This is a genomic window from Bradyrhizobium sp. Gha (assembly GCF_900113735.1).
In the GTDB taxonomy this organism is placed as follows: Bacteria; Pseudomonadota; Alphaproteobacteria; order Rhizobiales; family Xanthobacteraceae; genus Bradyrhizobium.
The window spans coordinates 68,909-92,396 of sequence record NZ_FOQM01000020.1; the positions used below are offsets into that span (position 1 = coordinate 68,909).

Annotated in this window: 25 protein-coding genes and 1 tRNA gene; 8 read left to right on the forward strand and 18 right to left on the reverse strand. The window is 63.8% G+C overall.

Annotation, left to right across the window (positions count from 1 at the left end):
• Positions 1 to 293: 293 nt before the first annotated feature.
• The 8 genes from BM222_RS22970 to BM222_RS23005 form a co-directional block, all read right to left on the reverse strand.
• Entirely contained in the window at positions 294 to 698 is a 405-nt protein-coding gene (locus tag BM222_RS22970; protein ID WP_092232465.1) for a GFA family protein, read from the reverse strand.
• Positions 699 to 915: 217 nt separating this feature from the next.
• A complete protein-coding gene (locus BM222_RS22975; protein ID WP_092232467.1) occupies positions 916 to 2,364 on the reverse strand; it encodes an ammonium transporter in 1,449 nt (482 codons plus the stop codon).
• Positions 2,365 to 2,402: 38 nt separating this feature from the next.
• Entirely contained in the window at positions 2,403 to 2,741 is a 339-nt protein-coding gene (locus BM222_RS22980) for a P-II family nitrogen regulator (RefSeq protein ID WP_092232470.1), read from the reverse strand.
• A 321-nt stretch (positions 2,742 to 3,062) separates the two neighbouring features.
• Positions 3,063 to 3,680, reverse strand: coding sequence for an ATP-dependent Clp protease proteolytic subunit (locus BM222_RS22985; protein WP_092232473.1), 618 nt, complete (start codon positions 3,678 to 3,680; stop codon positions 3,063 to 3,065).
• Between the two features lie 41 nt (positions 3,681 to 3,721).
• Positions 3,722 to 4,096 carry an SRPBCC family protein gene (locus BM222_RS22990; protein WP_092232476.1) on the reverse strand — a complete coding sequence of 125 codons (375 nt, stop codon included), beginning with the start codon at positions 4,094 to 4,096 and terminating at the stop codon, positions 3,722 to 3,724.
• The gene (locus BM222_RS22995; RefSeq protein ID WP_092232479.1) at positions 4,093 to 4,407 is read right to left on the reverse strand and encodes an ArsR/SmtB family transcription factor; all 315 of its coding nucleotides are present in this window, start codon (positions 4,405 to 4,407) and stop codon (positions 4,093 to 4,095) included. The genes BM222_RS22990 and BM222_RS22995 overlap by 4 nt, the downstream gene beginning before the upstream one ends.
• Before the next feature lie 42 nt (positions 4,408 to 4,449).
• Positions 4,450 to 5,751, reverse strand: coding sequence for an ammonium transporter (locus tag BM222_RS23000; RefSeq protein ID WP_092232698.1), 1,302 nt, complete (start codon positions 5,749 to 5,751; stop codon positions 4,450 to 4,452).
• 74 nt (positions 5,752 to 5,825) lie between these two features.
• The gene (locus BM222_RS23005) at positions 5,826 to 6,164 is read right to left on the reverse strand and encodes a P-II family nitrogen regulator (RefSeq protein WP_092232482.1); all 339 of its coding nucleotides are present in this window, start codon (positions 6,162 to 6,164) and stop codon (positions 5,826 to 5,828) included.
• A 245-nt stretch (positions 6,165 to 6,409) separates the two neighbouring features.
• On the opposite strand from BM222_RS23005, the gene BM222_RS23010 reads away from it, so the two are divergent.
• Complete coding sequence (locus BM222_RS23010) at positions 6,410 to 7,300, forward strand: DUF4339 domain-containing protein (protein WP_092232485.1); 891 nt, start codon at positions 6,410 to 6,412, stop codon at positions 7,298 to 7,300.
• 58 nt (positions 7,301 to 7,358) lie between these two features.
• On the opposite strand, the gene tesB is transcribed toward BM222_RS23010, so the two are convergent.
• Positions 7,359 to 8,222, reverse strand: a complete 864-nt coding sequence (gene tesB, locus BM222_RS23015) for an acyl-CoA thioesterase II (RefSeq protein WP_092232488.1) — start codon at positions 8,220 to 8,222, stop codon at positions 7,359 to 7,361.
• Positions 8,223 to 8,418: 196 nt separating this feature from the next.
• Here tesB and BM222_RS23020 point away from each other — a divergent pair, with 196 nt between their 5' ends.
• On the forward strand, positions 8,419 to 9,639 hold the full coding sequence (locus BM222_RS23020; RefSeq protein WP_092232491.1) for a ubiquinone biosynthesis hydroxylase: 1,221 nt from the start codon (positions 8,419 to 8,421) through the stop codon (positions 9,637 to 9,639).
• 67 nt (positions 9,640 to 9,706) lie between these two features.
• Here BM222_RS23020 and BM222_RS23025 read toward each other — a convergent pair whose 3' ends face one another.
• Both BM222_RS23025 and BM222_RS23030 read right to left on the reverse strand, forming a co-directional pair.
• Entirely contained in the window at positions 9,707 to 9,904 is a 198-nt protein-coding gene (locus tag BM222_RS23025) for a Trm112 family protein (protein ID WP_092232493.1), read from the reverse strand.
• Positions 9,905 to 9,962: 58 nt separating this feature from the next.
• The gene (locus BM222_RS23030) at positions 9,963 to 10,493 is read right to left on the reverse strand and encodes a TetR/AcrR family transcriptional regulator (RefSeq protein WP_092232496.1); all 531 of its coding nucleotides are present in this window, start codon (positions 10,491 to 10,493) and stop codon (positions 9,963 to 9,965) included.
• 89 nt (positions 10,494 to 10,582) lie between these two features.
• Here BM222_RS23030 and BM222_RS23035 point away from each other — a divergent pair, with 89 nt between their 5' ends.
• The 4 genes from BM222_RS23035 (at position 10,583) to BM222_RS23050 (ending at position 14,742) form a co-directional block, all read left to right on the forward strand.
• Positions 10,583 to 10,933: a hypothetical protein gene (locus tag BM222_RS23035; RefSeq protein WP_092232499.1), complete on the forward strand. Its 351-nt coding sequence runs from the start codon at positions 10,583 to 10,585 to the stop codon at positions 10,931 to 10,933.
• Positions 10,934 to 11,125: 192 nt separating this feature from the next.
• On the forward strand, positions 11,126 to 11,404 hold the full coding sequence (locus BM222_RS23040; protein ID WP_177243390.1) for a PepSY domain-containing protein: 279 nt from the start codon (positions 11,126 to 11,128) through the stop codon (positions 11,402 to 11,404).
• Positions 11,405 to 11,450: 46 nt separating this feature from the next.
• Positions 11,451 to 12,023 carry a cytochrome b/b6 domain-containing protein gene (locus BM222_RS23045; RefSeq protein WP_092232507.1) on the forward strand — a complete coding sequence of 191 codons (573 nt, stop codon included), beginning with the start codon at positions 11,451 to 11,453 and terminating at the stop codon, positions 12,021 to 12,023.
• Between the two features lie 211 nt (positions 12,024 to 12,234).
• The gene (locus tag BM222_RS23050; protein WP_092232510.1) at positions 12,235 to 14,742 is read left to right on the forward strand and encodes an EAL domain-containing protein; all 2,508 of its coding nucleotides are present in this window, start codon (positions 12,235 to 12,237) and stop codon (positions 14,740 to 14,742) included.
• Between the two features lie 112 nt (positions 14,743 to 14,854).
• Here BM222_RS23050 and BM222_RS23055 read toward each other — a convergent pair whose 3' ends face one another.
• Together BM222_RS23055 and trxA are read right to left on the reverse strand one after the other, a co-directional pair.
• Positions 14,855 to 15,532, reverse strand: a complete 678-nt coding sequence (locus tag BM222_RS23055; RefSeq protein ID WP_092232513.1) for an LON peptidase substrate-binding domain-containing protein — start codon at positions 15,530 to 15,532, stop codon at positions 14,855 to 14,857.
• An 84-nt stretch (positions 15,533 to 15,616) separates the two neighbouring features.
• Positions 15,617 to 16,537 carry a thioredoxin gene (trxA, locus tag BM222_RS23060; protein ID WP_177243392.1) on the reverse strand — a complete coding sequence of 307 codons (921 nt, stop codon included), beginning with the start codon at positions 16,535 to 16,537 and terminating at the stop codon, positions 15,617 to 15,619.
• 274 nt (positions 16,538 to 16,811) lie between these two features.
• Between trxA and BM222_RS23065 the strand changes: the two genes are divergently transcribed.
• A tRNA-Gly gene (locus tag BM222_RS23065) sits at positions 16,812 to 16,886 on the forward strand.
• A gap of 198 nt (positions 16,887 to 17,084) precedes the next feature.
• On the opposite strand, the gene panE is transcribed toward BM222_RS23065, so the two are convergent.
• From panE to BM222_RS23085, 4 genes are all read right to left on the reverse strand, one after another.
• Positions 17,085 to 18,008, reverse strand: coding sequence for a 2-dehydropantoate 2-reductase (gene panE / locus BM222_RS23070; protein WP_092232521.1), 924 nt, complete (start codon positions 18,006 to 18,008; stop codon positions 17,085 to 17,087).
• A gap of 120 nt (positions 18,009 to 18,128) precedes the next feature.
• Positions 18,129 to 18,743, reverse strand: coding sequence for a 2-hydroxychromene-2-carboxylate isomerase (locus BM222_RS23075; protein WP_177243393.1), 615 nt, complete (start codon positions 18,741 to 18,743; stop codon positions 18,129 to 18,131).
• A gap of 90 nt (positions 18,744 to 18,833) precedes the next feature.
• Positions 18,834 to 20,168, reverse strand: a complete 1,335-nt coding sequence (locus tag BM222_RS23080) for an MATE family efflux transporter (RefSeq protein WP_177243394.1) — start codon at positions 20,166 to 20,168, stop codon at positions 18,834 to 18,836.
• 87 nt (positions 20,169 to 20,255) lie between these two features.
• Positions 20,256 to 20,852, reverse strand: a complete 597-nt coding sequence (locus BM222_RS23085; RefSeq protein WP_092232529.1) for a DUF2239 family protein — start codon at positions 20,850 to 20,852, stop codon at positions 20,256 to 20,258.
• 147 nt (positions 20,853 to 20,999) lie between these two features.
• Here BM222_RS23085 and BM222_RS23090 point away from each other — a divergent pair, with 147 nt between their 5' ends.
• Positions 21,000 to 21,665: a glutathione S-transferase family protein gene (locus BM222_RS23090; RefSeq protein ID WP_092232532.1), complete on the forward strand. Its 666-nt coding sequence runs from the start codon at positions 21,000 to 21,002 to the stop codon at positions 21,663 to 21,665.
• A 67-nt stretch (positions 21,666 to 21,732) separates the two neighbouring features.
• Here the strand turns inward: BM222_RS23090 and ggt are convergent, their stop codons facing one another.
• Entirely contained in the window at positions 21,733 to 23,484 is a 1,752-nt protein-coding gene (gene ggt / locus BM222_RS23095) for a gamma-glutamyltransferase (protein WP_092232536.1), read from the reverse strand.
• Positions 23,485 to 23,488: the final 4 nt, after the last annotated feature.

The window sequence follows — 23,488 nt, forward strand, 5'->3', positions numbered from 1 at the left end:
CGGTCGCACGCGGGCGCCGGCGGGAAGGCGGTTCAATTCACCATAGATAGGGCGAGGTTAAGACGCGATTAACCATCGGCCGTCCGGCCCGTCCAGAGCGGGAATAATGGGACCGGATAACAACGGGATGCGGGGCGGGCTCGTCACCCCTCCCGCGTGCGGGAGAGATCGACGCGAAGCGTCGGGTGAGGGTTCTCTCCTCTTGGGGGTTCTCGCCCGCGGAGGCACCCCCACCCCAGCCCTCCCCGCAAGCGGGAGAGGGAGCGCACCGTCACCCTGGCTCGATTCAAACTTCAATGCCCCGGCAGTTTCTCGAACGTCGGCATGCCCGTGGGGATGGCGTGGAACTCCTGCTTGTCGCAGGTGTAGATCGCCAGCTGCGGCTTGAAGTGTTCCGGCTCATCCAGCGTGCCGACCTTGACCACGACCGCAGGCAAGCCGGGTATTCTCGTGATGAGATGCGTGCCGCATTCGGCACAGAATTCCCGCGTCACGGCGCGAGCGAGGTCCTTGCGCGTGAACTGCTTGGGCTGGCCGCTGATGTAGCTGAAGCCGTCCGCCGGCATCGCGATGAAGGTGTTGGGCGCGCCGCCCGAGATGTACTGGCACTCGCGGCAGTGACATTGGCCCTGCATCATCGGATCGCCCTCGGCCACATAGCGCAGTTCGCGGCAATAGCATCCGCCTTCCAACCGCATGACGACCTCCCGTCTTGTTGTTCGTTGTGACCGCCATCTCTGCGCCGGCGATGCAAAATGGCAATCCTTTTTTGATCACCGAATCGAAAACAAGCCTGCCAAAAAAAAGGGGCTCCAACTTGCGCTGGAGCCCCTCAACGGTCGGGGCATTGCCGGGTATGTGCCCAAACCGCAGGAGTGAACGCGATCTCCAGGGAGATCGCGCCCGGGAGAAAGGTTACATGTTGTAGGCGCGCTCGGTGTGCTCGGTGATGTCCAAGCCCTCACGCTCGGTCTCGACGTTGGCGCGAAGGCCGACGATCACGTCGACGACCTTGTACAGGATCGCCGAACCGATGCCGGACCACACCAGCGTGGTGCAGACGGCTTCGATCTGGGAGAGCATCTGCGCAGCGAAGTCGTAATCGGCAACCTTGGGCGGGATCGCGGTGTAGTCGATGATGCCAGCACCACCGAGAGCCGGATTGACCAGGATGCCGGTGCCGAGGGCGCCGACGATGCCGCCGATGCAGTGCACGCCGAACACGTCGAGCGAGTCGTCGTAGCCGAGCGCGTTCTTCACGACGGTGCAGAAGAACAGGCAGACCACGCCGACCACCAGACCGAGGACGATGGCGCCCATCACGCCGGAGTAGCCGGCGGCAGGCGTGACGGCCACGAGGCCCGCGACAGCGCCGGAGATGACGCCGAGCACCGACGGATGGCCCTTGATGATCCACTCCGCGAACATCCACGACAGCGCGGCGGCTGCAGTGGCGACGAAGGAGTTGGTCATGGCGAGCGCAGCACCACCATTAGCCTCTAAGTTGGAGCCGGCGTTGAAGCCGAACCAGCCGACCCAGAGCAGCGAGGCGCCGATCATCGACATGGTCAGCGAGTGCGGAGCCATCAGCTCCTTGCCGTAGCCGACGCGCTTGCCGATCAGGAGAGCGCCGACGAGACCCGCGATGCCGGCGTTGATATGCACCACCGTGCCGCCGGCGAAGTCGATCGCGCCCTTCTTGAAGATCCAACCGGCGTCGGCGTTGATCTCGTCGAGCTTGGCCTGAGCCGCAGTCTTCGCCGCCGCGTCAGTCGCGGCAGCAAGAGCCTTGGCCGCATCCTGGATCGCGTCCGGGCCGGGCCAGTACCAGACCATGTGCGCGATCGGGAAGTAGATCAGCGTGACCCAGAGCGGAATGAAGAGAGCGATTGCCGCGAACTTCATGCGCTCGGCGAAGGCGCCGACGATGAGGGCCGGCGTGATCGCCGCGAAGGTCATCTGGAAGCACACATAGACGAGCTCCGAGATGTTGGCGTCGACCGAGAAGGTCGCGGCCTTCGAGTCGGTGGTGACGCCCATCATGAAGGCCTTGGAGAAGCCGCCGATGAAGTCGGAACCGCCGGTGAAGGCGAGGCTGTAGCCGTAGACGGCCCAGATCACGGTGACGACGCAGACGGTGTAGAACACCTGCATCAGCACCGAGAGCATGTTCTTGGAACGAACGAGGCCGCCGTAGAACAGCGCGAGGCCGGGGATGGTCATCAACAGCACCAGCACTGTCGATGTCAGCATCCAGGCGTTGTCTCCCTTGTTGACCGTTGGCTCGGCATAGGCTGCGGTCGCAGCGAACAGGCCGACTGCGAGAGCCGCCAATCCCGCGCCATAGGGACGCTTAAACGTCATTTCATTTACTCCTGATTGGATTTTGGTTGAGCGCGAAATCAAAGGGCCGCGGCGTCGGCTTCGCCGGTGCGGATGCGGACCGCATGGTCGAGGCTGATGACGAAGATCTTGCCATCGCCGATCTGTCCGGTTTTGGCGGCAGACGTGATGGCGTCGATGGTCTTGTCGACCTGCTCGGAGGCGATGGCGACTTCGATCTTGATCTTGGGCAGGAAGCTCACGGCATATTCGGCGCCGCGATAGATTTCCGTGTGGCCTTTCTGACGGCCATATCCCTTGACTTCTGTCACCGTGAGACCGTGAACGCCAATGGCGGTCAAGGCATCACGGACTTCTTCCAGCTTGAATGGCTTGATAATCGCCATAACAATTTTCATGGGTCCTATCCCCGCTTCGCTTGGGCCCGGTCCGGACATGGCCGGGCGTTTCTCGACTGGTTCGCCACGAGGGAGAAGTTCACTACGCGGGCACAGCCGGGACCCTTAGAATCAAATGCCGTGCCAGAACCGGCGGCTTGCCTAACGGACTATGAAAACGGGGGCTTTTCGCGTTGGGCGGGTAATCCGCCGCAATGCGCCAATACGTCGCGCTCAATACGTGGTCAGACCTGATCAAAAACTGGGCATGACAGGGTGCCGACACAATTGCTGCTCACGTGTCGGGCACCAAGGCAGGTATCTGATTACAGAGGTGGCCTCTCAGCTGGCTTCGCGATCAGCCGGCTGGCGCTCGGCAAATACCCGATCGATCAAGCCCCATTCGACCCCCTGCTGCGCGGTCATGAAGTGGTCGCGGTCCAGGGTCCGCTCGACGTCCTCTACGGTCCGGCCGCAATGCTGCGCATAGAGCCTGGTGATGCGCCGCTTGGTTTCCTGCATCTCGTTGGCGTGGATCAGGATGTCGGACGCCTGGCCCTGGAACCCGCCGAGCGGCTGATGCACGTGAAGGCTCGCATTGGGCAACGCGGCGCGGTGGCCGGGCTCCCCGGCCATCAGCAGGAACGACCCCATCGAGCGCGCGGTGCCCATGCATAGCGTATGCACCGGCGCCTTGATGAACTGCATGGTATCGTACATCGCAAGACCGGAGGTGACGACGCCGCCATAGGAGTTGATGTAGAGATTGATCGGCCGGTTCGGATTCTCCGCCTCCAGGAACAGGAGCTGCGCGCAGACCAGGCCCGACATCGCGTCATTGACCTCGCCGTTGAGGAAGATGATGCGCTCGCGCAGCAGCCGCGAGTAGATGTCGAAGGACCGTTCGCCGCGTGCGGATTGCTCGACGACCATGGGGACGAGCTGAAGCATGTCGCGCATCGGCGACCTCCATGTCTGCTGGTAATGAGGTTCGGTTGGTGTCAGGCCGCCGCGCGCATCAGGCAGCGATTGCTATTGGCCGGCTGCGGCAGTTTTACACTGATCTCGCAGGCCTGCTGGATGATGCGGAAGCGGGTGCCGCCTGACACGTTCGGCTCGATTCGGAAGATGACGCGGCTCTCGCGATACGGCGGTTCGGAATCGCGAAGCCGGTAGCGCACCTCTTCGCCCGGGATCGATGTTTCCGGCTCGGCGCCCGCAAGATCGCAATCCGGCAGCCAGCGCTCGCGCAAGGCTGGAATGGTTACGGCGCGCCAGACTTTTGCCGGTGGCGCGTCGAATTCATATTCGAGCACCAAGGCTTCTTCGAGCACCAGGGCTTCGTCAGGATGTTCGGGCTTCGCGGCGTCGCTCATTGATCCATATCCTTCAGGAGGTCAGCGAGTGCTTCCATGCGCTTCGGCCAATAGGCGCGGTAGCGCGCAAGCCAGGTACCGATGGCGACGATTCCGTCGGGATCGACTTCGTAATTCACAAAGCGGCCTTGCCGCTGCTCCCGCACGAGGCCTGCCGCGCGCAGCACCGAAAGATGCTGCGACATCGCCGGCTGGCTGATCTCCAATCCGTCGCGCAAGGCGCTGGCATTGAGGCTGCCGTTGGCGAGCTTCTCAAAGACCCTGCGGCGGGTCGGGTCGGCCAGCGCCCTGAAAATATCGGCTTCGATCATGGCAACACATAAGCACGCGCTTATGTGTTGCGCAAGCCCTGATTATTGCAAAGCTTCGCCGTGCTGGGTGATGTCGAGGCCCTCGAGCTCCTGCTCGCGGGACACGCGCAAGGGCACGAACAGGCCGACCAGCTTGAGCAGGATGAAGCTCACGCCCGCCGACCAGACGAAGGTGACGGCGACGCCATAGAGCTGGATCAGCACTTGCTGCGGATGGCCCTCGAGCAGGCCGGCGGTGCCTCCGATGGCGCTGGTCGCGAACACGCCGGCGAGCAGCGTGCCGGTCAGCCCGCCGATGCCGTGGACGCCGAACACGTCGAGCGAATCGTCATAGTTGAAACGGTGCTTCAGCCAGGTGCAGGCCCAATAGCAAATGGCGCCGGCGGCGATGCCGATGACGATGCCGTGCCACGGCGCGACGAAGCCCGAGGCCGGCGTGATGGTGCCGAGGCCGGCCACCGCGCCCGAGATCATGCCGAGCACCGAGGGCTTGCGCCGCGTCGACCATTCGATCGCCCCCCAGGTCAGTGCGCCGGAACAGGCCGCCAGATGTGTCGCGATGATCGCCATCACCGCGCGCGAATTGGCAGCACCCGCCGAGCCGCCATTGAAGCCGAACCAGCCGACCCACAACAGGCCGGTGCCCATCACGGCAAGCGACAGATCGAACGGCGACAGATTTTCGGTGCCATAGCCGTAACGCCGTCCCATCACTTTCGCGGCGACGAGGCCACCGGTGCCGGCCGACAGATGCACGACTAATCCGCCGGCGAAATCCATCACGCCCATGCTGTTGAGGAAACCGCCGCCCCACACCCAATGTGCCAGCGGAATGTAGACGAAGATGAACCAGGCCACCGAGAACAGGAGATAAGCGGAGAACCGCATCCGGTCGGCGACCGAGCCCGCCACCAGCGCCACCGTGATGATCGCAAACGTCATCTGGTAGAGCATGAACAGCGCTTCCGGGATCGTCTTCGCGGCCGGGTTGACGCTGTCCATGGTCATGCCGGCGAGGAACCAGCGATCGAGCGAGCCGATCCACGGGCCGTCGCCGACGAAGCACAGCGAGTAGCCGAACGCGACCCAGAGAATGGAGATGATGGTCACCGCGGCAAGGCTCTGCGCCATGGTCGCGAGCACGTTCTTCTTGCGCACCATGCCGGAATAGAACAGCGCCAGTCCCGGGATCGTCATCATCAGCACCAGGGCGGTAGCGACGATCATCCAGGCGGTGTCGGCGGTGTTGATCTCCGAAGTCGCGGCGTGGGCCGGCGCGGCCATCACCGACAACAATCCGAACGGCGCAGCCATAGCGGCCACGCGGCGCAACAATCCCGCCATGTCGTTTTCCCCCAGCATGAGTGATTGCGTCGCTACGGCGTCGTTGCCCGCGGCGAACGAAAGTAGAGTTTGCGTTAGAGCGCGTCGCTGTCGGTTTCGCCGGTGCGGATGCGCAGCGCATGGTCGATCGGCGTGACGAAGATCTTGCCGTCGCCGATCTGCCCGGTCCGGGCCGAGGCGGTGATCACGCTGACCGCCTTGTCGGCGATATCGGAGGCGACCGCGATCTCGATCCGCAGCTTCGGCAGGAAATTCACGACATATTCCGCGCCGCGATAGATTTCGGTGTGACCCTTCTGGCGGCCGTAGCCCTTGACCTCGGTCACGGTCATGCCGTGGACGCCGATCGCCGTCAGGGCCTGGCGGACTTCATCGAGCTTGAAGGGTTTGATGATCGCGACGACGAGTTTCATGGTCAGGCCTATTCCCCGGGGATGCGCCCCGCCGTATGTCCCCGGCGCTGCGTCAATCTGGCATCTTTCCGGGCAAATGGCACAAAAAACTTGCACATTGAAGCGGAAAAACGTTCGGCCAAGGGGGGCATGTGAACGGCCGCCTCTGTACAGGGCATCTGTTCATCCCCCACAATGTATCTTTGGCATGGATGCGGTGAACCCGCGCCTGGCGGGCGGTACATAAGTATTTTGGGGGGCGCGTCATGGCGAGTTGGTTCTATGCATTCGAGGGCAAGCAGCAGGGGCCCTATCCCGAGGGGCAATTCCGCGACCTGATCGCGCAAGGGGTCGTGCGTCCGGATACGCTGGTGTGGTCCGAAGGCATGGCCGGCTGGCAGAAGGCCGCCGAAATTCCCGGACTGATCCCTGGCGGCGGCGCGCCGCCGGTCATCCCCGCCGGGGGCCCGCCGATGATGGGCGGTGGCGCCTATACCGGCGCAGGCAGTGCGGCCGGCGGATCGCTGTCGGTCGATTTCGGCATTCTCGACTTCACCTGGCGCACGCTGGTGATGGTGATCCTTTCGGCCCTCGTCATCCCGGTGCCGTGGGTGTTCGTCTGGTACACGACATGGATCGTGTCCTGCGTCAGGGTCCCGGGGCGGCCGAACCTGTCCTTCACCGGCACTGCGATGACGATGGTGCCCTGGTTCTTCGGCTTCATCGTTCTGGCCGTCGTCGTCGGCTATTCCGGCGTCCAGGTGCTCAACCTTGCGCTCTTTATCGTCGAGATCGTCCTCTACTGGATGCTGATCAAGTGGATGGTCGCTAATCTCGCCTCCAACGGGCAAGCGCTCGGCCTCAGCTTCAACGGCTCGATCCTGGGCTATATCGGCTGGAATCTGCTGTTCGCCATCTCCATGATCACCATCATCGGATGGGCCTGGGTCGCGGCCGCCCAGCTACGTTGGATCTACCGCAACATCGAGGGCACGCGCCGCGAGATCATCTTCCATGGCACCGGGCTCGGAATCCTCTGGCGCGGAATCGTGGCGGCGATTCTGTGCAGTTTCCTGATCCCGATCCCGTGGGTCTATCGCTGGATCCTGAACTGGTTCGCCTCGCAGACCGAGCTCGCGCCGCGCCGTTCGATGTAAGCACGATCAGGGCCTCGCAAGCGCGATGAACTCGCGCTCGCGATCATCAGCTATCGAGCTAGCTTCTGCGCTCGCGTACCGAGCCTTCCTGCGCGACGGAGGCGACGAGCGTGCCGTCCGGCTTGAAGATCGAGCCGCGCGTCAGGCCGCGGCCGCCTTGCGCGCTCGGCGAATCCTGCGCGTAGAGCAGCCATTCGTCGGCGCGGAACGGGCGGTGAAACCACATCGCGTGATCGAGGCTCGCCGGCATCATGCGCTTGTCGAACAGCGTGCGGCCATAGCGCGCCATGATCGCATCGAGCAGCGAGAAGTCCGAAGCGTAGGCCAGCGCGCACATGTGCAGCGCCGGATCGTCAGGCAGCTTTGCTGCCGTCTTGATCCAGACATGGATGCGGCCGTCCTCGATCTTCTGGCCGAAATAGCGGCCGAGCTCGACCGGGCGCAGCTCGATCGGACGATCGGATTCGTAGTAGCGGCGGATGAACTCGGGCATCTCGCGGAACATCGGCTGCTTCGCCACCTCCTCCGCCGTGAGCTTTTCCGGCGGCGGCACGTCAGGGATCTTGTCCTGGTGGTCGAACGCGCTCTCTTCCTCGGCGTGGAACGAAACCATGATCGAGAAGATCGCATTGCCGTGCTGGATCGCGGTGACGCGACGCGTGGAATAGCTCTTGCCGTCGCGCAGGCGCTCGACCTGGTAGATGATCGGGATCTGCGGATCGCCCGGCAATATGAAATAGCAATGCAGCGAATGCGGCAGCCGGCCCTCGACGGTGCGGCAGGCCGCCACCATCGCCTGTCCGATCACCTGCCCGCCGAACACCCGCTGCCAGCTCGTCTTCGGGCTGTTGCCGCGAAACAAATTCACCTCGAGCTGCTCGAGATCGAGGATCGAAATCAGGTCGATCAGGCTTTTGGACATGGTGGTGCTTTCAAATGCCCCGTCATTCCGGGGCGCACGGAGTGCGAACCCGGAATCTAGAGCTGATAACCTCTGGATTCCGGGTTCGCGCGTTGCGCGCCCCGGAATGACACATCAGGCTGTTCCGCCTTCACCGCACTGTTTCGCCCACCTCAAGTCTGCTAGCAAGACCCCAGAATTGGCCGGGAAGCTTGGTATGTCGGGACAGAACAGCATTGTCATTGGCGGCGGCGCATTTGCGGGCCTCGCGCTCGCGCTGGCGCTGCGCCAGGGCCTCGGCCCCGAGATACCCGTCATCGTCGCCGATCCCGCGCTCGCCACGCGCCCCAGCCGCGATCCCCGCGCGACCGCGATCGTCGCGGCCTGCCGGCGTCTGTTCGAGGCGCTCGGCGCCTGGGACGACGTCAAGGCTGAGGCGCAGCCGATTCTCGACATGGTCGTCACCGATTCCAAGCTGGAGGACGCCACGCGTCCTGCGTTCCTGAATTTCGCCGGCGATGTCGCGCCCGGCGAGCCCTTCGCGCACATGGTCGAGAACCACCGGCTGATCGATGCGCTGGTGGTGCGCGCCGAAGCTGAAGGCATCGATCTTCGCGCCGCCACCGTGTCGTCCTACGACGCGCGCGCCGAGGGGATCGACGTGACGCTCGGCGATGGCAGCGTCATCGCGGCGAGCCTGCTGGTCGCGGCTGACGGTGCGAAGTCGAAATTGCGCGAGCGCGCGGGCATTGCGACGCACGGCTGGGAATACGACCAATCCGGCATCGTCGTCACCGTCGGCCACGAGCGCGATCACGAAGGCCGCGCGGAAGAGCACTTCCTGCCCGCGGGCCCGTTCGCGATCCTGCCTCTGTCAGGCAAGCGATCGTCGCTGGTGTGGACCGAGCGCCGCGCTGAGGCTGCGCGCATCATCGCGCTTGGCGAGGACGAGTTTCACGCCGAGCTCGAGCAGCGTTTCGGCTTGCATCTCGGCGAGGTGAAAGCGCTCGACAAGCCGCGCGCGTTTCCGCTGTCCTATTTCGTGGCGCGCTCCTTTGTCGCCGAGCGCCTCGCGCTGGTCGGCGATTCCGCCCACGTCATCCACCCCATCGCGGGGCAAGGCCTCAACATGGGGCTGAAGGATGTCGCCGCCTTGGCCGAGGTCGTCGTCGATGCCGCCAGGCTCGGCATGGATCTCGGCGGCGCCGACGTGCTCGATCGCTATCAGCGCTGGCGCCGCTTCGACACCATGGCGATGGGCGTCGCCACCAACTCGCTGAACTTCCTGTTCTCGAACCAGTCGACCTTGCTGCGCACGGTGCGGGATATCGGCCTCGGCATCGTCGACCGCACCCCGCCGCTCAAAAACCTCTTCATCCGCCAGGCCGCGGGGTTGACCGGCGAGATCCCGCGGCTGTTGAAGGGCGAGGCGCTGTAAGGGCGAATGGCGAGTAGCGAATCGCGAATGGCTGCATTCGCTATTCGCTACTCCCTATGCGCCAACCTCAATCGATCTTCCGCGCCTCTTCCGGCAGCATGATCGGGATGCCGTCGCGGATCGGATAGGCGAGCTTGGCGCTGCGCGAGATCAGCTCCTGCTTGGCGGAGTCGAATTCCAGCGGACCCTTGGTCAGGGGGCAGACCAGGATCTCCAGCAGTTTTGGATCGACGCTGTTTTCGGGACGTTCGGTCGGCGCGTTCATTGGGGTCTCCGGCGATCGGCTGGCTGTAGCATAGAAAATCACGCCCGCCCATTGCGCGCTATGCCGAGACCATCCGCTCGATTTCGTCGAGCAGGCCCTGCAGCCGCGCGGCCGGCATCGGCGTGCTGGCGAGTGCATAGCCCAAAAACGTCCAGTACAGGATCTGCGCGCGCGCCTGCGCGACCGCGGGCTCAACCCCCCGATGCACCAGCAGCGCCTCGATATAGTCGAGCCGGCGGCGGTCGATGGCGCGAACGGCCGCTTGCGCGGCCAGATCGAACGCGGCCCAGTTGCGCACCGCGCGCTCGAGATCGAGCCGGGCGCCAAAGGTCCTGCGCAGCAGCGCCCTCACGGGCTCGTCGCTGTCGGCCTCGACGCGAGCGATGATCTCTTCGGCCGCGATCTCGCGCCAGCGCTTCAGCACGGCGGCGTGGAACGCGCCGAGATCGGCAAAATGCCAGTAGAAGCTGCCCCGCGAAACGCCCATGCTCTTTGCCAGGGGCTCGGCCTTCAGTGCAGTGAAGCCGCTCCTGGTGAGCGCCTTGACGCCCTCTTTGATCCAGTCCTCCGCGGAAAGTTGCCCGGCCATGTCAGCTTCCGAAATCCGACCATACACTAGTGTATTGACAGGCGGCGCGCCAGCGCTTATCCAACCATACACAAATGTATGGAGCCTCGATGCGTGATCTCTTGCTGCAATGCGCCGGTGTCGGCGCCATCATCGTGGCCGTCATCCACGGCATCCTCGGCGAAACCAAGGTCTTTGCCCGCGCCACCATCGAGCCGGAGCGGCTCCGCACCTTGATCCGCCTGGTCTGGCAGGCCTCGACAGTGGCCTGGATCGGGTGCGGCGCGCTGCTGGTCGCGGCGCCCTTGATGGATTCGGCGCTCGCGCGCCACTGGATCGTCGTCACCATGGTCTGCGTGTTCGGCCTCTCCGCCTGCGCCAACGCATGGGGAACGCGTGGTCGCCACTTCGGCTGGATGGCGCTCAGTGCGGTCGTGGCGATGACCATTGCCGGTTATTGAATGCAGCCACCGAGCCGTGAGGCGTAAGGCCGCAGCACACCGCAAAACACGCGCGCCCGTCGGAGGGCGCTGATCTTTTCGCGACGGCTGGAATAGCTCTAAGACGTCGCCGATCCGAATCGGAATTGACTTCCCCTTCCCCTTCGCTTCCTTCGCGTGCGTCGCGCATCGGCGACAGAGGAGGACATATCAGTGAAAGTCATTCGCGTTCTTGCCATCGCATTGACGGTCGGCGCCGGCATCGCCTCGACGGCGATGGCCGATGGCTTCAAGGATTGCACCAAGCTCGCCAAGGCGTCGTGGAAGCCGGCGACCGAAGCCGAAGCCCAGGCGAAAGCGTTGGGTTATGAAGTGCGCCGCTCCAAGATCGAAGGCTCATGCTACGAGGTCTATGTCGTCAAGGAAGGCAAGCTCTACGAGCTGTTCTACAGCCCGGAAGATCTCAGCCTGAAGCACACGATCGCCAAATGAGGGCCAAGTAAGGGCCCAGTAAGGGCCCAGGTTGAGAGGACTCGGCTTGATCGACACAGCGCTGCGCCGGGAGCCGAAAGCGATCCTCGCGGATCGAACGGTCGCCGTCTGGGACCTGCCGCTGCGCCTCTGGCACTGGGCCATCGCAGCATGTGTCCTGGTCGCCTGGTTCACGCCCACGGTCCATGACGGCCTGCATCGCATCGTCGGCTATGCGGCCATCGGGCTTCTCGCCTTCCGCCTGGTCTGGGGCTTCTGGGGCGGCCGCTATTCACGCTTTCGCATGATCGGCGTCCGCCTTCATGCAGCCCCCTCCTATCTCTGGAACCTCCGCCGCGGCATCGCCGGACGCTATATCGGGCTCAATCCCGCCGGTACTATGATGCTGTTGGCACTGTTATCGTCACTCGCCGTCTCGGCGGTCACGGGCGCATTGTCGGTCACCGTCAGCTTCTTCGGCATCTGGTGGGTCGAGGACACCCATGCCTACGCATCGGATGCGGTCATCGTCCTGGTCGTGCTGCATGTTGCAGGCGTGGTGCTGATGAGCGTGCTTCAGCGCGAGAACCTGGTGCGCGCCATGATCACGGGCCGCAAGCGCATCCGCAACCATCCCTAGGCGGAGCTGGCAAGGTTCGAACGGGCCTTCCTTTACCCGGGTAGTTTCAAGGGGGCCCGCGCCCGCTTACCGCACGAATACCGCCAACGGCGTCATTTGCCGCATAATGTTTACCTGGCAATAGGCATACAACTGGACATTGTGAAATATTAACGCGGAACAAGCCCGCCTGGATCAATCCTCGGTAGTATTGACGAAGGAGCGATATTGCATGTTCCGTGTTTTTTCCTGCCTGACCACCGAGCACGATTGGCGGCTCGTTGTGCTCGCTGGCCTGGTTTGTTTCGTTGCAAGCATCGTGGCGGTCAGCATCTTCCATCGCGCGATCGCGTCGGGCGCCTGGACGCGGCGGATCTGGATTGCGATCGCCGGTGCCGCTATCGGCTACGGAATCTGGGCGACGCATTTTGTCGCAATGCTCGCCTACGACCCCGGCGTCTCGACCGGCTACGGCCTCGGCCTGACGGCGCTGTCGCTGGCTGCCGCGATGGTGCTGACGTCAGGCGGCTTCGGCGTCGCCGTCAACAATTCCGGCCGCTGGCGCGCAGCTGCCGGTGGCGGCATCATCGGCGCCGGCATCGCAAGCATGCATTATGTCGGCATGTGGGCTCTCGAGGTGCCGGGTCATGTGGTCTGGTCGCCAGCGTTGGTGCTCGTCTCGGTCGGTCTCGGCCTGGTTCTGAGCTATGCGGCACTCACGGTCGCGATGGGCCGCAAGGACAAGCGGGGGACCTTGGCCGCTGCGCTGCTGCTGACGCTTGCCATCGTGTCGCATCATTTCACGGCCATGGGCGCCGTGCAGATCGTTCCCGATCCGGCGCTGGCGAACGATGCATTGTCGCTTTCGCCGACCGTCCTGGCCATTGCAATTGCCGGTGTGGCGCTGTCGGTGCTCGGGATGAGCTTCGTCGGTGTCCTGGCGGATCGTCGCCTCGCGGCCAGAACCGGCAGATTCGAGGAAATCATCGGCGAACTTTCTCGCGCCAGGCAACAGGTGGAAGATTCGCAACAGAAGATCCAGGAGCAGAAACTCAGGCTGGATACGGCCATCAACAACATGGTCGAGGCCTTGTGCATGTTCGATGCGGAGAAGCGGCTTGTCGTCTGCAACGAGCGTTATGCCGGGCTCTACCGACTGCCGCCGGAGCTACTGAGAACGGGGACGCCGCACGCCGACATCATCAGGCACCGCGTCGTGACCGGCATCCTCAAGAGCGACACCAGCGAGGGCGCCGCCGAGCAATTCCTCTCGAAATTGGCCGCGTTGCCGTTCGATGCCGTCTCGAGCAGAATCGACGAGTTCGCGGATGGTCGGTTGATCTGCGTCACGCGACAGCCGATGGCCGGCGGCGGTTGGGTAGCCACGCATCTCGATGTCACCGAGCAACGCCGGTCCGAGGCCAAGATCGCTCATATGGCGCAACACGATGCCTTGACCGATTTGCCAAATCGAGTGCTGCTCCGCGAGCGGATGGAGCATGCACTTGCGGTGACGCGCAATGGCGACCGCGGTCTGGCGGTGTTGATGCTCGATCTCGACCGGTTCAAGGAGGTCAACGACACGCTGGGACACCCCGCGGGCGATTCCCTGTTGCGCGCCGTCGCCACGCGTTTGCGCGAATGCACCACGGACACCACGTTGATTGCCCGACTGGGCGGCGATGAGTTCGCCGTGATCGACTATGTGACCAGCCCCGCTGTTGAGGCCGCCGCGCTCGCCGAGAACATCAGAAAAGCGCTTTGCGAACCCTTCGATCTCGACGATCACCGGTTCACGGTGAGCGCCAGCATCGGAATTGCCATCGCGCCGCGCGATGGCGACGATTCCGACGTGCTGATGAAGAGCGCGGATCTCGCACTCTACTCGGCCAAGAGTTGCGGGCGTGGTGCATTCCGCTTCTTCGAGCCGGAGCTCGACGAGCTCATGCATGCGCGGCGCGACCTGGAGCGCGACATGCGGGATGCGCTTGCTGGCGGCGAATTCGAGCTGCACTACCAGCCGTTCGTCAATACCGCGACCGGTGAGATCCGCGGCTTCGAAGCCCTCCTACGCTGGCATCACCCGCGGCGAGGCCTGGTCATGCCCGGCGAATTCATTCCGCTCGCGGAGGAGGCCGGCTTGATCGTGCCGCTGGGAGAATGGATTCTGAAGACCGCATGTAGCGAAGCCGCCAAATGGCCCGCCCATCTCAGGATCGCGATCAACCTGTCTCCAGCCCAATTCAAGAGTAAGGAGCTAGTCCAGGTCATTGTCGGCGCACTGGCGAATTCGGGAGTTGCGCCACACCGACTTGAGCTCGAGGTGACCGAGACGGCAATCATGCATGACAGCGAGGCCGTGTTCGCAGCACTTGGCCAACTGCGCGAGCTCGGCGTGCGAGTAGCCCTGGACGACTTCGGCACCGGCTACTCTTCGTTGAGTTTCTTGCAAAGATTCCCGTTCGACAAGGTCAAGGTCGACCGCAGCTTCGTCAATGAACTGTCCAGCGCAAGCCCAGACGCGCATCATCTCGCGCGGGCGGTCGTTCGCTTCGCGGTCAGCCTGGGCAAGACGACGACCGCCGAAGGCGCCGAAACGAAGGAGCAGCTCGATATCCTCCGTGAAGAGGGCTGTGTCGAAACGCAAGGCTACTATTTCGGCCGGCCCATGCCTGCATCCGGCATTGCGAAAATGCTGAGTGCCAGGCGAGCCGACAAGGCGGCCATCCGCGCGGCCTGAATCAGAGCCTGATCCGGGAAAGTGTGAAGCGGTTTTCCGAAAAGATCATGCTCGAACAAGAAGCCAGAGCGCGATGATGATTCGACCCAATCTCATGGCGCGTTAGCACCGCTCATTGCAACGGCGGATCGCCGCTGGTGCGCTTCTTGGCGAGGTCCATCTCGGTGACCGCGATCAGGATCTCGGCGCGCGTCTTCAGATCGGGCGCTTCAAGCATGGCCTGCTTCTCGGCCGGGCCATAGGGCGACATCATCGCCAGCGCGTTGACGAGCGCCTCATTGGGCGCGCTTTCGACGCCCTCCCAGTCGACCTTGAGATTATTGGCCTTGAGAAAATCCGCCAGCGCCACCAGCAGCGCCTCGCGGTTGACCTCGTCCTCGCCCATGCGCGCGGTGAAATCGTCGGTGAAGGCGAAAAAATCGACCTTGCACTGCCGGTAGGGGGTCAGCACCTCGAGCTCTTCGACCACCTTGAAGCGCGCGATGCCGGTGAGCTCGAGGATGTAACGGCCGTCACCGGATTCGGCGAGCTGGGTGATACGGCCGACGCAACCGACGCGGAACAGCGTCGGCTTGTCGGAATTTTTGGGCGAGTGCGCGACGTCAGGCTGGATCATGCCGATCAGCCGATGGCCGTCGCGGAATGAATCGTCGACCATCGCGAGATAGCGCGGCTCGAAGATGTTGAGCGGCATCTGGCCGCGGGGAAGCAGCAGCGCCCCCGGCAGCGGAAAAACCGGAATTATTTCCGGCAGGTCGGCGGGGCCGCGATATTCGATATTGATCGGCATCTGGTCCCCGCTAGAGCATGATCCGGAAAAGTGCGCAGCGGTTTTCCGACAAGATCATGCGCAAACAATAACCGCACGCTATCCCTATGAAAACAGGATCGTCGACAAGCGCTTGCGGCCCTCGACGGTTGCTTCATCCGTGCCGCCCCAGGCCTCGAAGAACTGCACCAGCTGCTTGCGGGCGCCGTCGTCGTTCCATTTGCGGTCGCGCTTGACGATCGCGAGCAGCTGCTCGGTGGCCGCAGCGCGGTCGCCCTTCGCGTTCAGCGCGGTGGCAAGGTCGAAGCGGGCCTGATGATCGAGCGGGTTTGCGGCGACTTTCTGTTCCAGCTCTGCGACAGGCCCGAGCTGTTCCGCTTGTTCGGCAAGATCGATCGCGGTCTGCACGGCCTTCACGGCCGGGTCGTTGCGCTTGGATTCCGGCACCATGGCGAGCGTCTGCTTGGCTTGCTCCATCGCGCCCGAGACGGCGTAGCATTTTGCCAGCCCGGCCAAAGCCGCGATGTTGGTCGCCTCGTGCTGCAGCACTTCGGCATAGATCTGCGCGGCCGCGGCGGCATCGCCCTCGGCGAGCACGGCCTCGGCCTCCTGCAGGATCTCGGCAATATTGGGCTCGCCTGGAGCCGTCACACCCTTGGTCAGCTTCTCGATGAAGGCGTTGAGCTGGCTCTCCGGCACAGCGCCCATGAAGCCGTCGGCGGGCTGGCCGTTGACGAAGGCGATCACGGCCGGGATCGACTGGATGCCCATCTGGCCGGGGATCGCCGGATGCTGGTCGATGTTCATCTTGACCAGCTTGACCTTGCCCTTGGCTGCCTTGACCGCCTTTTCCAGGATGGGGGTGAGCTGCTTGCAGGGACCGCACCACTCCGCCCAGAAATCGATCAGCACCGGCTGGCGCTTCGATTCCTCGATGACGTCCTTCACGAACGTCTGGGTGGTGGTGTCCTTGATCAGATCGGCCGCAGCCGGGCCCGCTCCGTTAGCCTGGTCGATGATCGTCACGGGATCCCCTCGTCTGATGTCTGGAATGGCGGGTCTTTAGCACGTCGCCATCGCATATGCTTCGTTTCAGGCCCTAAAGTTGGGCCGGGTCGGCCGAATTTCAATCCATGGCCGCCGATTCGACAGTTCCGGACCATTTTTGGTCGATTTGGCCGGGATGGGGCTCATATAGGGGCTCCGAAAGCGAGATGATGCTGCCGGTAGCTGTTGCATTCGCCTCCCGCTTTTGGCATACGACAGCCGTTGCCGGCGCGTCACGCGACCGACACAGGATGCGGGTGTAGCTCAGTGGTAGAGCACGACCTTGCCAAGGTCGGGGTCGAGGGTTCGAGCCCCTTCGCCCGCTCCAATTTTTCCCGGTGCGATCCTCCGGGCTCCGGCACCGCGGGTCGCCGGCCGCCGTCGTCCTACTGTGCATGGGGTTGTTTTCGCGAAGCGCACGCTGTTCGTCGGCGCCGCGATGGCCGATGCCGCCTCTCACATGAGCGACGAGGAAATCACCGCCGTCGCACACTATCTCGCGTATCTCAAATAATGCTGGGCGCGATTACCCCGCGCGCTGCTTCTCATACGCCTTTAGATGCGTGTATGCGATGCGCAGCTTCGGCACCGGCACCTTGGCGGCATCGGCGCGCGCGATCAGGTCGCCGATCACGTGATCGGCCTCGACGGGCAAGCCCGCCTTGATGTCCCGGAACATCGAGGCCGTCATCGGAGAGCCCTCGGTGGTCAGGTTGCCCTTCACGCGCTCGAAGAACGGGCCGCCAGGCGTGTAGCCGGACGCGGTGGCGATTGCGCTGGTCTCGTCGAGGATGCCGAGCAGGAAGTCCCTGCCTCCGGGTGCCGCAAGGATGTTGCCGACAGAGGTCCGCATCAGGCTGGTAGAAGCTGCGAGCGAGGAGAGGAACACCCACTTTTCCCACATGTCCTGCATGATGTTCTCGCTGACGGTGGCCCCGACGATGCCACTCTTGAAGGCCTCGTCGATCGCCTTGATGCGATCCGACGACCCGCCGTCGCGTTCGCCGTAACTGATCGCCTGCATCGGCTGCAGCTGCACCACTTCCCGCCTCTCGTTCAACGTCGCCGCGATGGCGCAGAGACCGCCGAGCACGCGCTCCTTGCCGAACCTCTGGTCGAGCGTGTCGAGATGCTTCATGCCGTTGAGCATCGGGATGATCGCAGTGTTCGGGCCAACCGCCGCGGCGAACGAGTTGATGGCGTCGTCGAGGTCGAACGCCTTGCAGCTGAGCAGCACGACGTCGAACGTGTCCTTGATGGCGTCGGCCTGCACGGTCGGCGGATTCTTCAGCGTCGCGTCGCCGTTCGGGCTCTTGATGGTCAGGCCGTCGCGCGCGAGTTCGCCGGCGCGCCTGGGACGGACCAGGAAGGTCATGTCGCGGCCCGCCTGCAACAGCCTGCCACCGAAATAGCCGCCGATGGCGCCGGCGCCGACCACGAGGATACGCATGGGACAAACTCCGTTATCGTTGCTCTTTGGACAGAGGCGAATGGCGAATAGGGAGTAGCGAATAGAATAGCAGATGACGAAATGCGAGTAACGTTTCGACTATTCGCCATTCGCCATTCACTACTCGCCATTCTCCAGCACCATCTCCTCGACGTCCCGCAGTTGCTCCTTGCCAAAAAACATCTCGACGCCGACGAAGAAGGTCGGCGAGCCGAAGGCTCCACGCGCGACCGCCTCCTCGGTGTTCTTGATCAGCTTGCCTTTCACGTCCGGCTGCTGGGCGCGGGCGAACAGCTTTTGGGCGTCGAGTCCGGAAGACGCGAGCGCCTTCGCCGCGACTTCAGGATCGTCCATCTTCTTCGGCTCGCGCCACATGTGATGGAAGGCGGCGTCGACATATGTCTCGAACACGCCCTCGAGCTGCGCCGCGATGGCGGTGCGCATCAGGTTCAACGTGTTGACGGGAAAGTTGGGATTGAAGACGTAAGGCTGAACCTTGAAGCGCTTGACGAAGCGCTCGGTCTCGACCTCTTGGAACTCGCGCTTGTTCTTGATGCCGGCGAGCGTCTCGGCCGGCGATCGGTTGTTGGTCGCTTTGAAAATGCCGCCGAGCAGGATCGGCACATATTCGAATTTGACGCCGATGCGCTGTTCGATCGCAGGGATGGCGAGATGGCTGAGATAGGCGTTCGGGCTGCCGAAATCGAACAGGAATTGCGGGGCTGTGCGGGTCAAATGCGTTCTCCCTGACGTCACTTTTCGCCCATTGTGGCGCAGGGCGCGCCACAGGTCCACCGTTTAATGATGGTCATAATATCTTGGTGATCAGACCAGACGCCGGATGGCCCGCTTGCGCCACACCAGGAGGTAATAGCCAATCTGCAAGACGAACATGGCGCAGAATACGATCGGGTAAGCGGCCCATACACCCGCAAGGCCGATGGTGCGACTGAGGATCACCGCACTGGGCAGCTCGATCGCAACGATGGCTGATATCGACAGCAGCATCGGCGTCAGCGCCACGCCTGCGGCACGCATCGCTCCGGAAAACGTCGTCGCAAGACCGAACGGCACTGAGCTCCACAAGGCGACGAAAAGCAGTCCTTGCGCCAGATCGAGCACGGCGCCGTCGGTGATGAAGATGCCGAGCACGGCGCGAGGCGCGAGATAGATCAACGTTACCAGCCCGCCCGTCAGTACGAGGTTGAATGCGAGGCCGGTTCGCACGATGCCATCGAGCCGCGTCCGGTCGCCGCCGCCGATGGCCTGCGCGCCGAGAATCGAGACCGCGATCGAGATCGACATCGCCGTGAACTGCGTGTAGCCCATCACCTGGTTGACGGCGCCATACGCAGCCGTGGCGTGGGACCCGAAGCCGTTGACGAGGCCGAGCAGCACCAACTCGGCGATCGCCATCACGACCATGCCGACGGCGCTCGGCAAGCCGATGCCGAGGATTTGTCCGATCACCGCGCGATTGATCCGCACATGGCGCAACAGTGCCGCGTCCGGTGCGAGCACGTGCTTCCTCCGCAGCAGATAGGCGGCGAGCGCGATCAGCGTCAGTGCGTTGGAGATCGCAGCCGCCCAGGCCGGGCTGGTGATGCCGACCGCCCCGTGGATCAGCATCGGTGTCAGGATCAGACCGATCGCGGTCGACAACGCCAACGCCAGCAGCGGCGTCACTGCGTCGCCGACACCGCGGATCATCGCGGTCATCAGCAGGAAGGTGAAGCCAAACGGCATCGTCAGCAGCATGATGCGCGCATAGCGGCTAGCCGGCTTGAGAATGTCGGCGGGCGTCGCGAGTGCGATCATCAATTGCCGGCTGAACAGTCCACCGACCAGTCCCACTGAGATCGAGAGGAGCAGGCCGACCGCGAGCGTCGCGCCGGCGACGATCTTGATCCTGTCGAGCTTGCCCGCGCCAAAGGCCTGGCCGATCAACACGGTGGCGCCGGTGCTCAGGCCCATGACGAAAGCGAACAGGAAGAAGAATACCGGGAAGAAGATCGAAGCCGCAGCGAGTGCGTCCACGCCGATCATGTGACCGACATAGACATTGCTGACCGTGCCGAACAACGATTGCAGCGCGTTGCTCAGCATCAACGGCGCGAGGAAGCGCAGGAAGGATTGCCAGAGCGGCTTTGGAGCGGACATGGTTCTGCCTTTCACCAGGGCGTGCGAAGCCGTTGCCGAGCAATGCGCGGCTTGGCCGTCGATAGGGGCGTGAGACGTGCTGCGCGGCTAAGCGCGGTCGTTGTAGGCGAGCTTGACGATGTGGTCGCGGATATCGGCGGGCCAGTCGGCGATCAGTCCGGTGAAGCGGCGCCGGTCATCTGCGAACAGCGCGCGCGAAGCTTCCTCGAACCGCGCCAGATTGCCCGCCATGGTCGACATGAAGTGATAGGCGGCATCGCGCGCCTGCCGTGCGCGATCCTTGTCGCCGCTCGCGCGCCTGGCCTCGTCGACGAGTTTTCGCAGCGCGACCGAAGCGCCGCCGGGCTGCACGCCGAGCCATTCCCAATGCCGCGGCAGCAGCGTCACCTCGCGCGCGACCACGCCGAGTTTCGGCCGGCCGCGTCCGCGCGGCTCGGCCGGCGGCGCGGCCTCCTCGACCGGCGGCGGGATCAGCTTCGCCAAACGCGCCAGCACCTCGCGATCGCCGCCGCGCAGATCGAAGTCGATCGATCGGCCCGTGGCGTCCTCGAAGATGATGATCGCCTCGTCCGCCCGCGGGGCTACCCGCTTGACGACCAGAGCGACCTCTCCCGCCGGCCCGGACACCAGGCGGCGCTGCCCTTGAAAGGCGGTGAAAGTTGCTTGCATTGATATCATTGCCATATTGACGACCGTGGCGCTTTTAATACCCGGGTAAATAATTGCCGTCAATATACCCGGGTGAAAATATCCTCCGAACGGCTCGACATTGTGGTTCCGGGCTGGCAGGTACGCGGTCGGCCCACCAAACCAAGCCCGGGGATTCTCGCGATGCTGACCGTCCATCACCTCAACAATTCGCGCTCGCAGCGCGTGCTGTGGCTGCTCGAGGAGTTGGGCGTGCCCTACGAGATCGTGCGCTATCAGCGCCAGCCGGACATGCGCGCGCCGAAGGAGCTGCGTGCGATTCATCCGCTCGGCAAATCGCCCGTCATCACCGACAACGGCAACACCATCGCCGAGTCAGGCGCGATCCTCGAATATCTCGTCGCGACCTATGGCAATGGCCGCCTGATCCCGCCGCCTGATACGCCGGAGCGGCTGCGCTTCACCTATTGGCTGCATTACGCCGAGGGGTCCGCGATGTCGCCGCTGCTGTTGAAGCTGCTGTTCACGCTGATGCCGAAACGCGCGCCGGCGCTGCTTCGCCCGCTGGTGCGCAAGGTTTCGAACCAGGCGCTCACGGCGCTGGTCAATCCGCAGCTCAAGCAGCACATGGACTATTGGGAGGGCGAGCTCGGCAAGAGCGAGTGGTTCGCCGGCAGCGAATTCACCGCCGCCGACATCCAGATGAGCTTTCCGCTCGAAGCGGCCCAAGCCCGCGGCGGACTCGAGCAGGGCCATCCCAAGGCGATGGCCTTTCTGGAACGCATCCACGCGCGGCCGGCTTATGCGCGCGCGCTGGAAAAGGGCGGACCGTACCAGGTGGGGCGGTAAGTTTCCTCACCCCGCGATGATCGGTCAGTCGGGCTGCAGCCACCCGCCCGCGCGGCAGGGGCCCGCGTTACTGTCCCGCTGCTTCCGCGCCACGCGTGCGCGGATCGGGCGCGCCAAGCGGCCCGTTCGGCGTCACGAAAATCGAATTGGCTGACGTCTGCCCCATCGGCTCCACGACGAGATGATCCATCGCCTTCAGCTCGAACAGCACGTCGTCGGGGAATCCGTGCTCGACGCGCACTTCATCCGGCAGCCATTGATGATGGAGCCGCGGCGCAGCCACCGCCGCCGCGACGTCCATCCTGTAGTCGAGCACGTTCACGATGACCTGGAGCACGGTCGAGATGATGCGACTGCCACCAGGCGAGCCCGTCACCAGCACCGGCTTGCGGTCTTTCAGCACAATGGTCGGCGACATCGATGATAGCGGCCGCTTGCCCGGCCCGGGCAAATTGGCCTCGTAGCCGACAAGACCATAGGCATTGGAGGCGCCGACGGCGGCGGTGAAATCGTCGAGTTCATTGTTGAGCAGCACCCCGGTGCCCTCGGCGACCAGACCGACGCCGTAGCTGAAGTTCAGTGTGTAGGTGTTGCTGACGGCGTTGCCGCCACTGTCGACGACCGAATAGTGCGTCGTATTGCTGCCTTCGCGCGGAGATGTGGCGGTGGACACGAGATCCTTCGACGGCGTGGCGCGCTCGGTGGAAATGCCGGCGCGCAGCTTCGCGGCGTAGTCCTTTGCAATCAGCCTGTCGATCGGCGCGTTGACGAAGGCGGGATCGCCGAGATAGCGCGCACGGTCGGCGTAGGCGCGCTTCATGGCCTCGATCAGCAGATGAAGCGAGGCCGGCGATCCCTGCTTCAGGTCCGCAAGCTGAAAGCCTTCGAGCATGTTGAGGGTCTCCAGCAGCACCACGCCGCCCGAGGACGGCAGCGGCATCGAGACGATGTCGTAGCCGCGATAGGTGCCGCGCACCGGCGTGCGGATCACCGCCTGATACGCCTTCAGATCAGCTGGCGTCATGATGCCGCCGGCATCGGATACGGCCTTGGCGATCTTTTCCGCCACCGGTCCCTCGTAGAAGCCGCGCGGTCCTTGCGCCGCGACGCGCGCCAGCGTGTCGGCGAGGTCGCTCTGCACCAGCCTGTCACCTTCGCCAAACGGCTTGCCATCGGAGCTTGCGAAGATCTTGGCTGAGGACGGCCAGCGCGCGAGCCGCGGATACCAGCCAGGCAGCGTATCGGCGATGTCGTCGGTGACGATGAATCCATCACGGGCCAGTGCGATCGCGGGCTCCAGCAACTGCGCCAGCGTGAACCGACCCGAGCCGTATTGATCGTGTGCCAGAGCCAGGCCTGCGATCGTGCCGGGCACGCCGATACCAAGCCCGGAATCGCGCGATTTTGCGGGATCAGGCTTGCCGTCGGCTCCGAGGAAGATTTGCGCCGTGGTCGCCGCGGGCGCGGTCTCGCGATAGTCGATCGCGACATCTTCGTTGCGTTCGGCGGAATGGATCACCATGAAGCCGCCGCCGCCGATATTGCCGGCGCGCGGATAAGTCACCGCCATTGCGAAGCCGGTCGCGACGGCAGCATCGACGGCGTTGCCGCCTCGTCGCAAGACGTCGGCGCCGACTTGCGCCGCCATCTTCTCCTGTGCCACCACCATGCCGTGCTCGGCCGGAACGGCGTGCACGCTGTCGAGCGCGGGAGGCACATAGGGTAGCCGCGCACCTTGTGCGACCGCTGACGCCAGACCAAACGCCAGAGTAGCAATGAGCGCGAAAAAAGCGCGCCGTGTCGAAAATGTCGCCATCATCAAA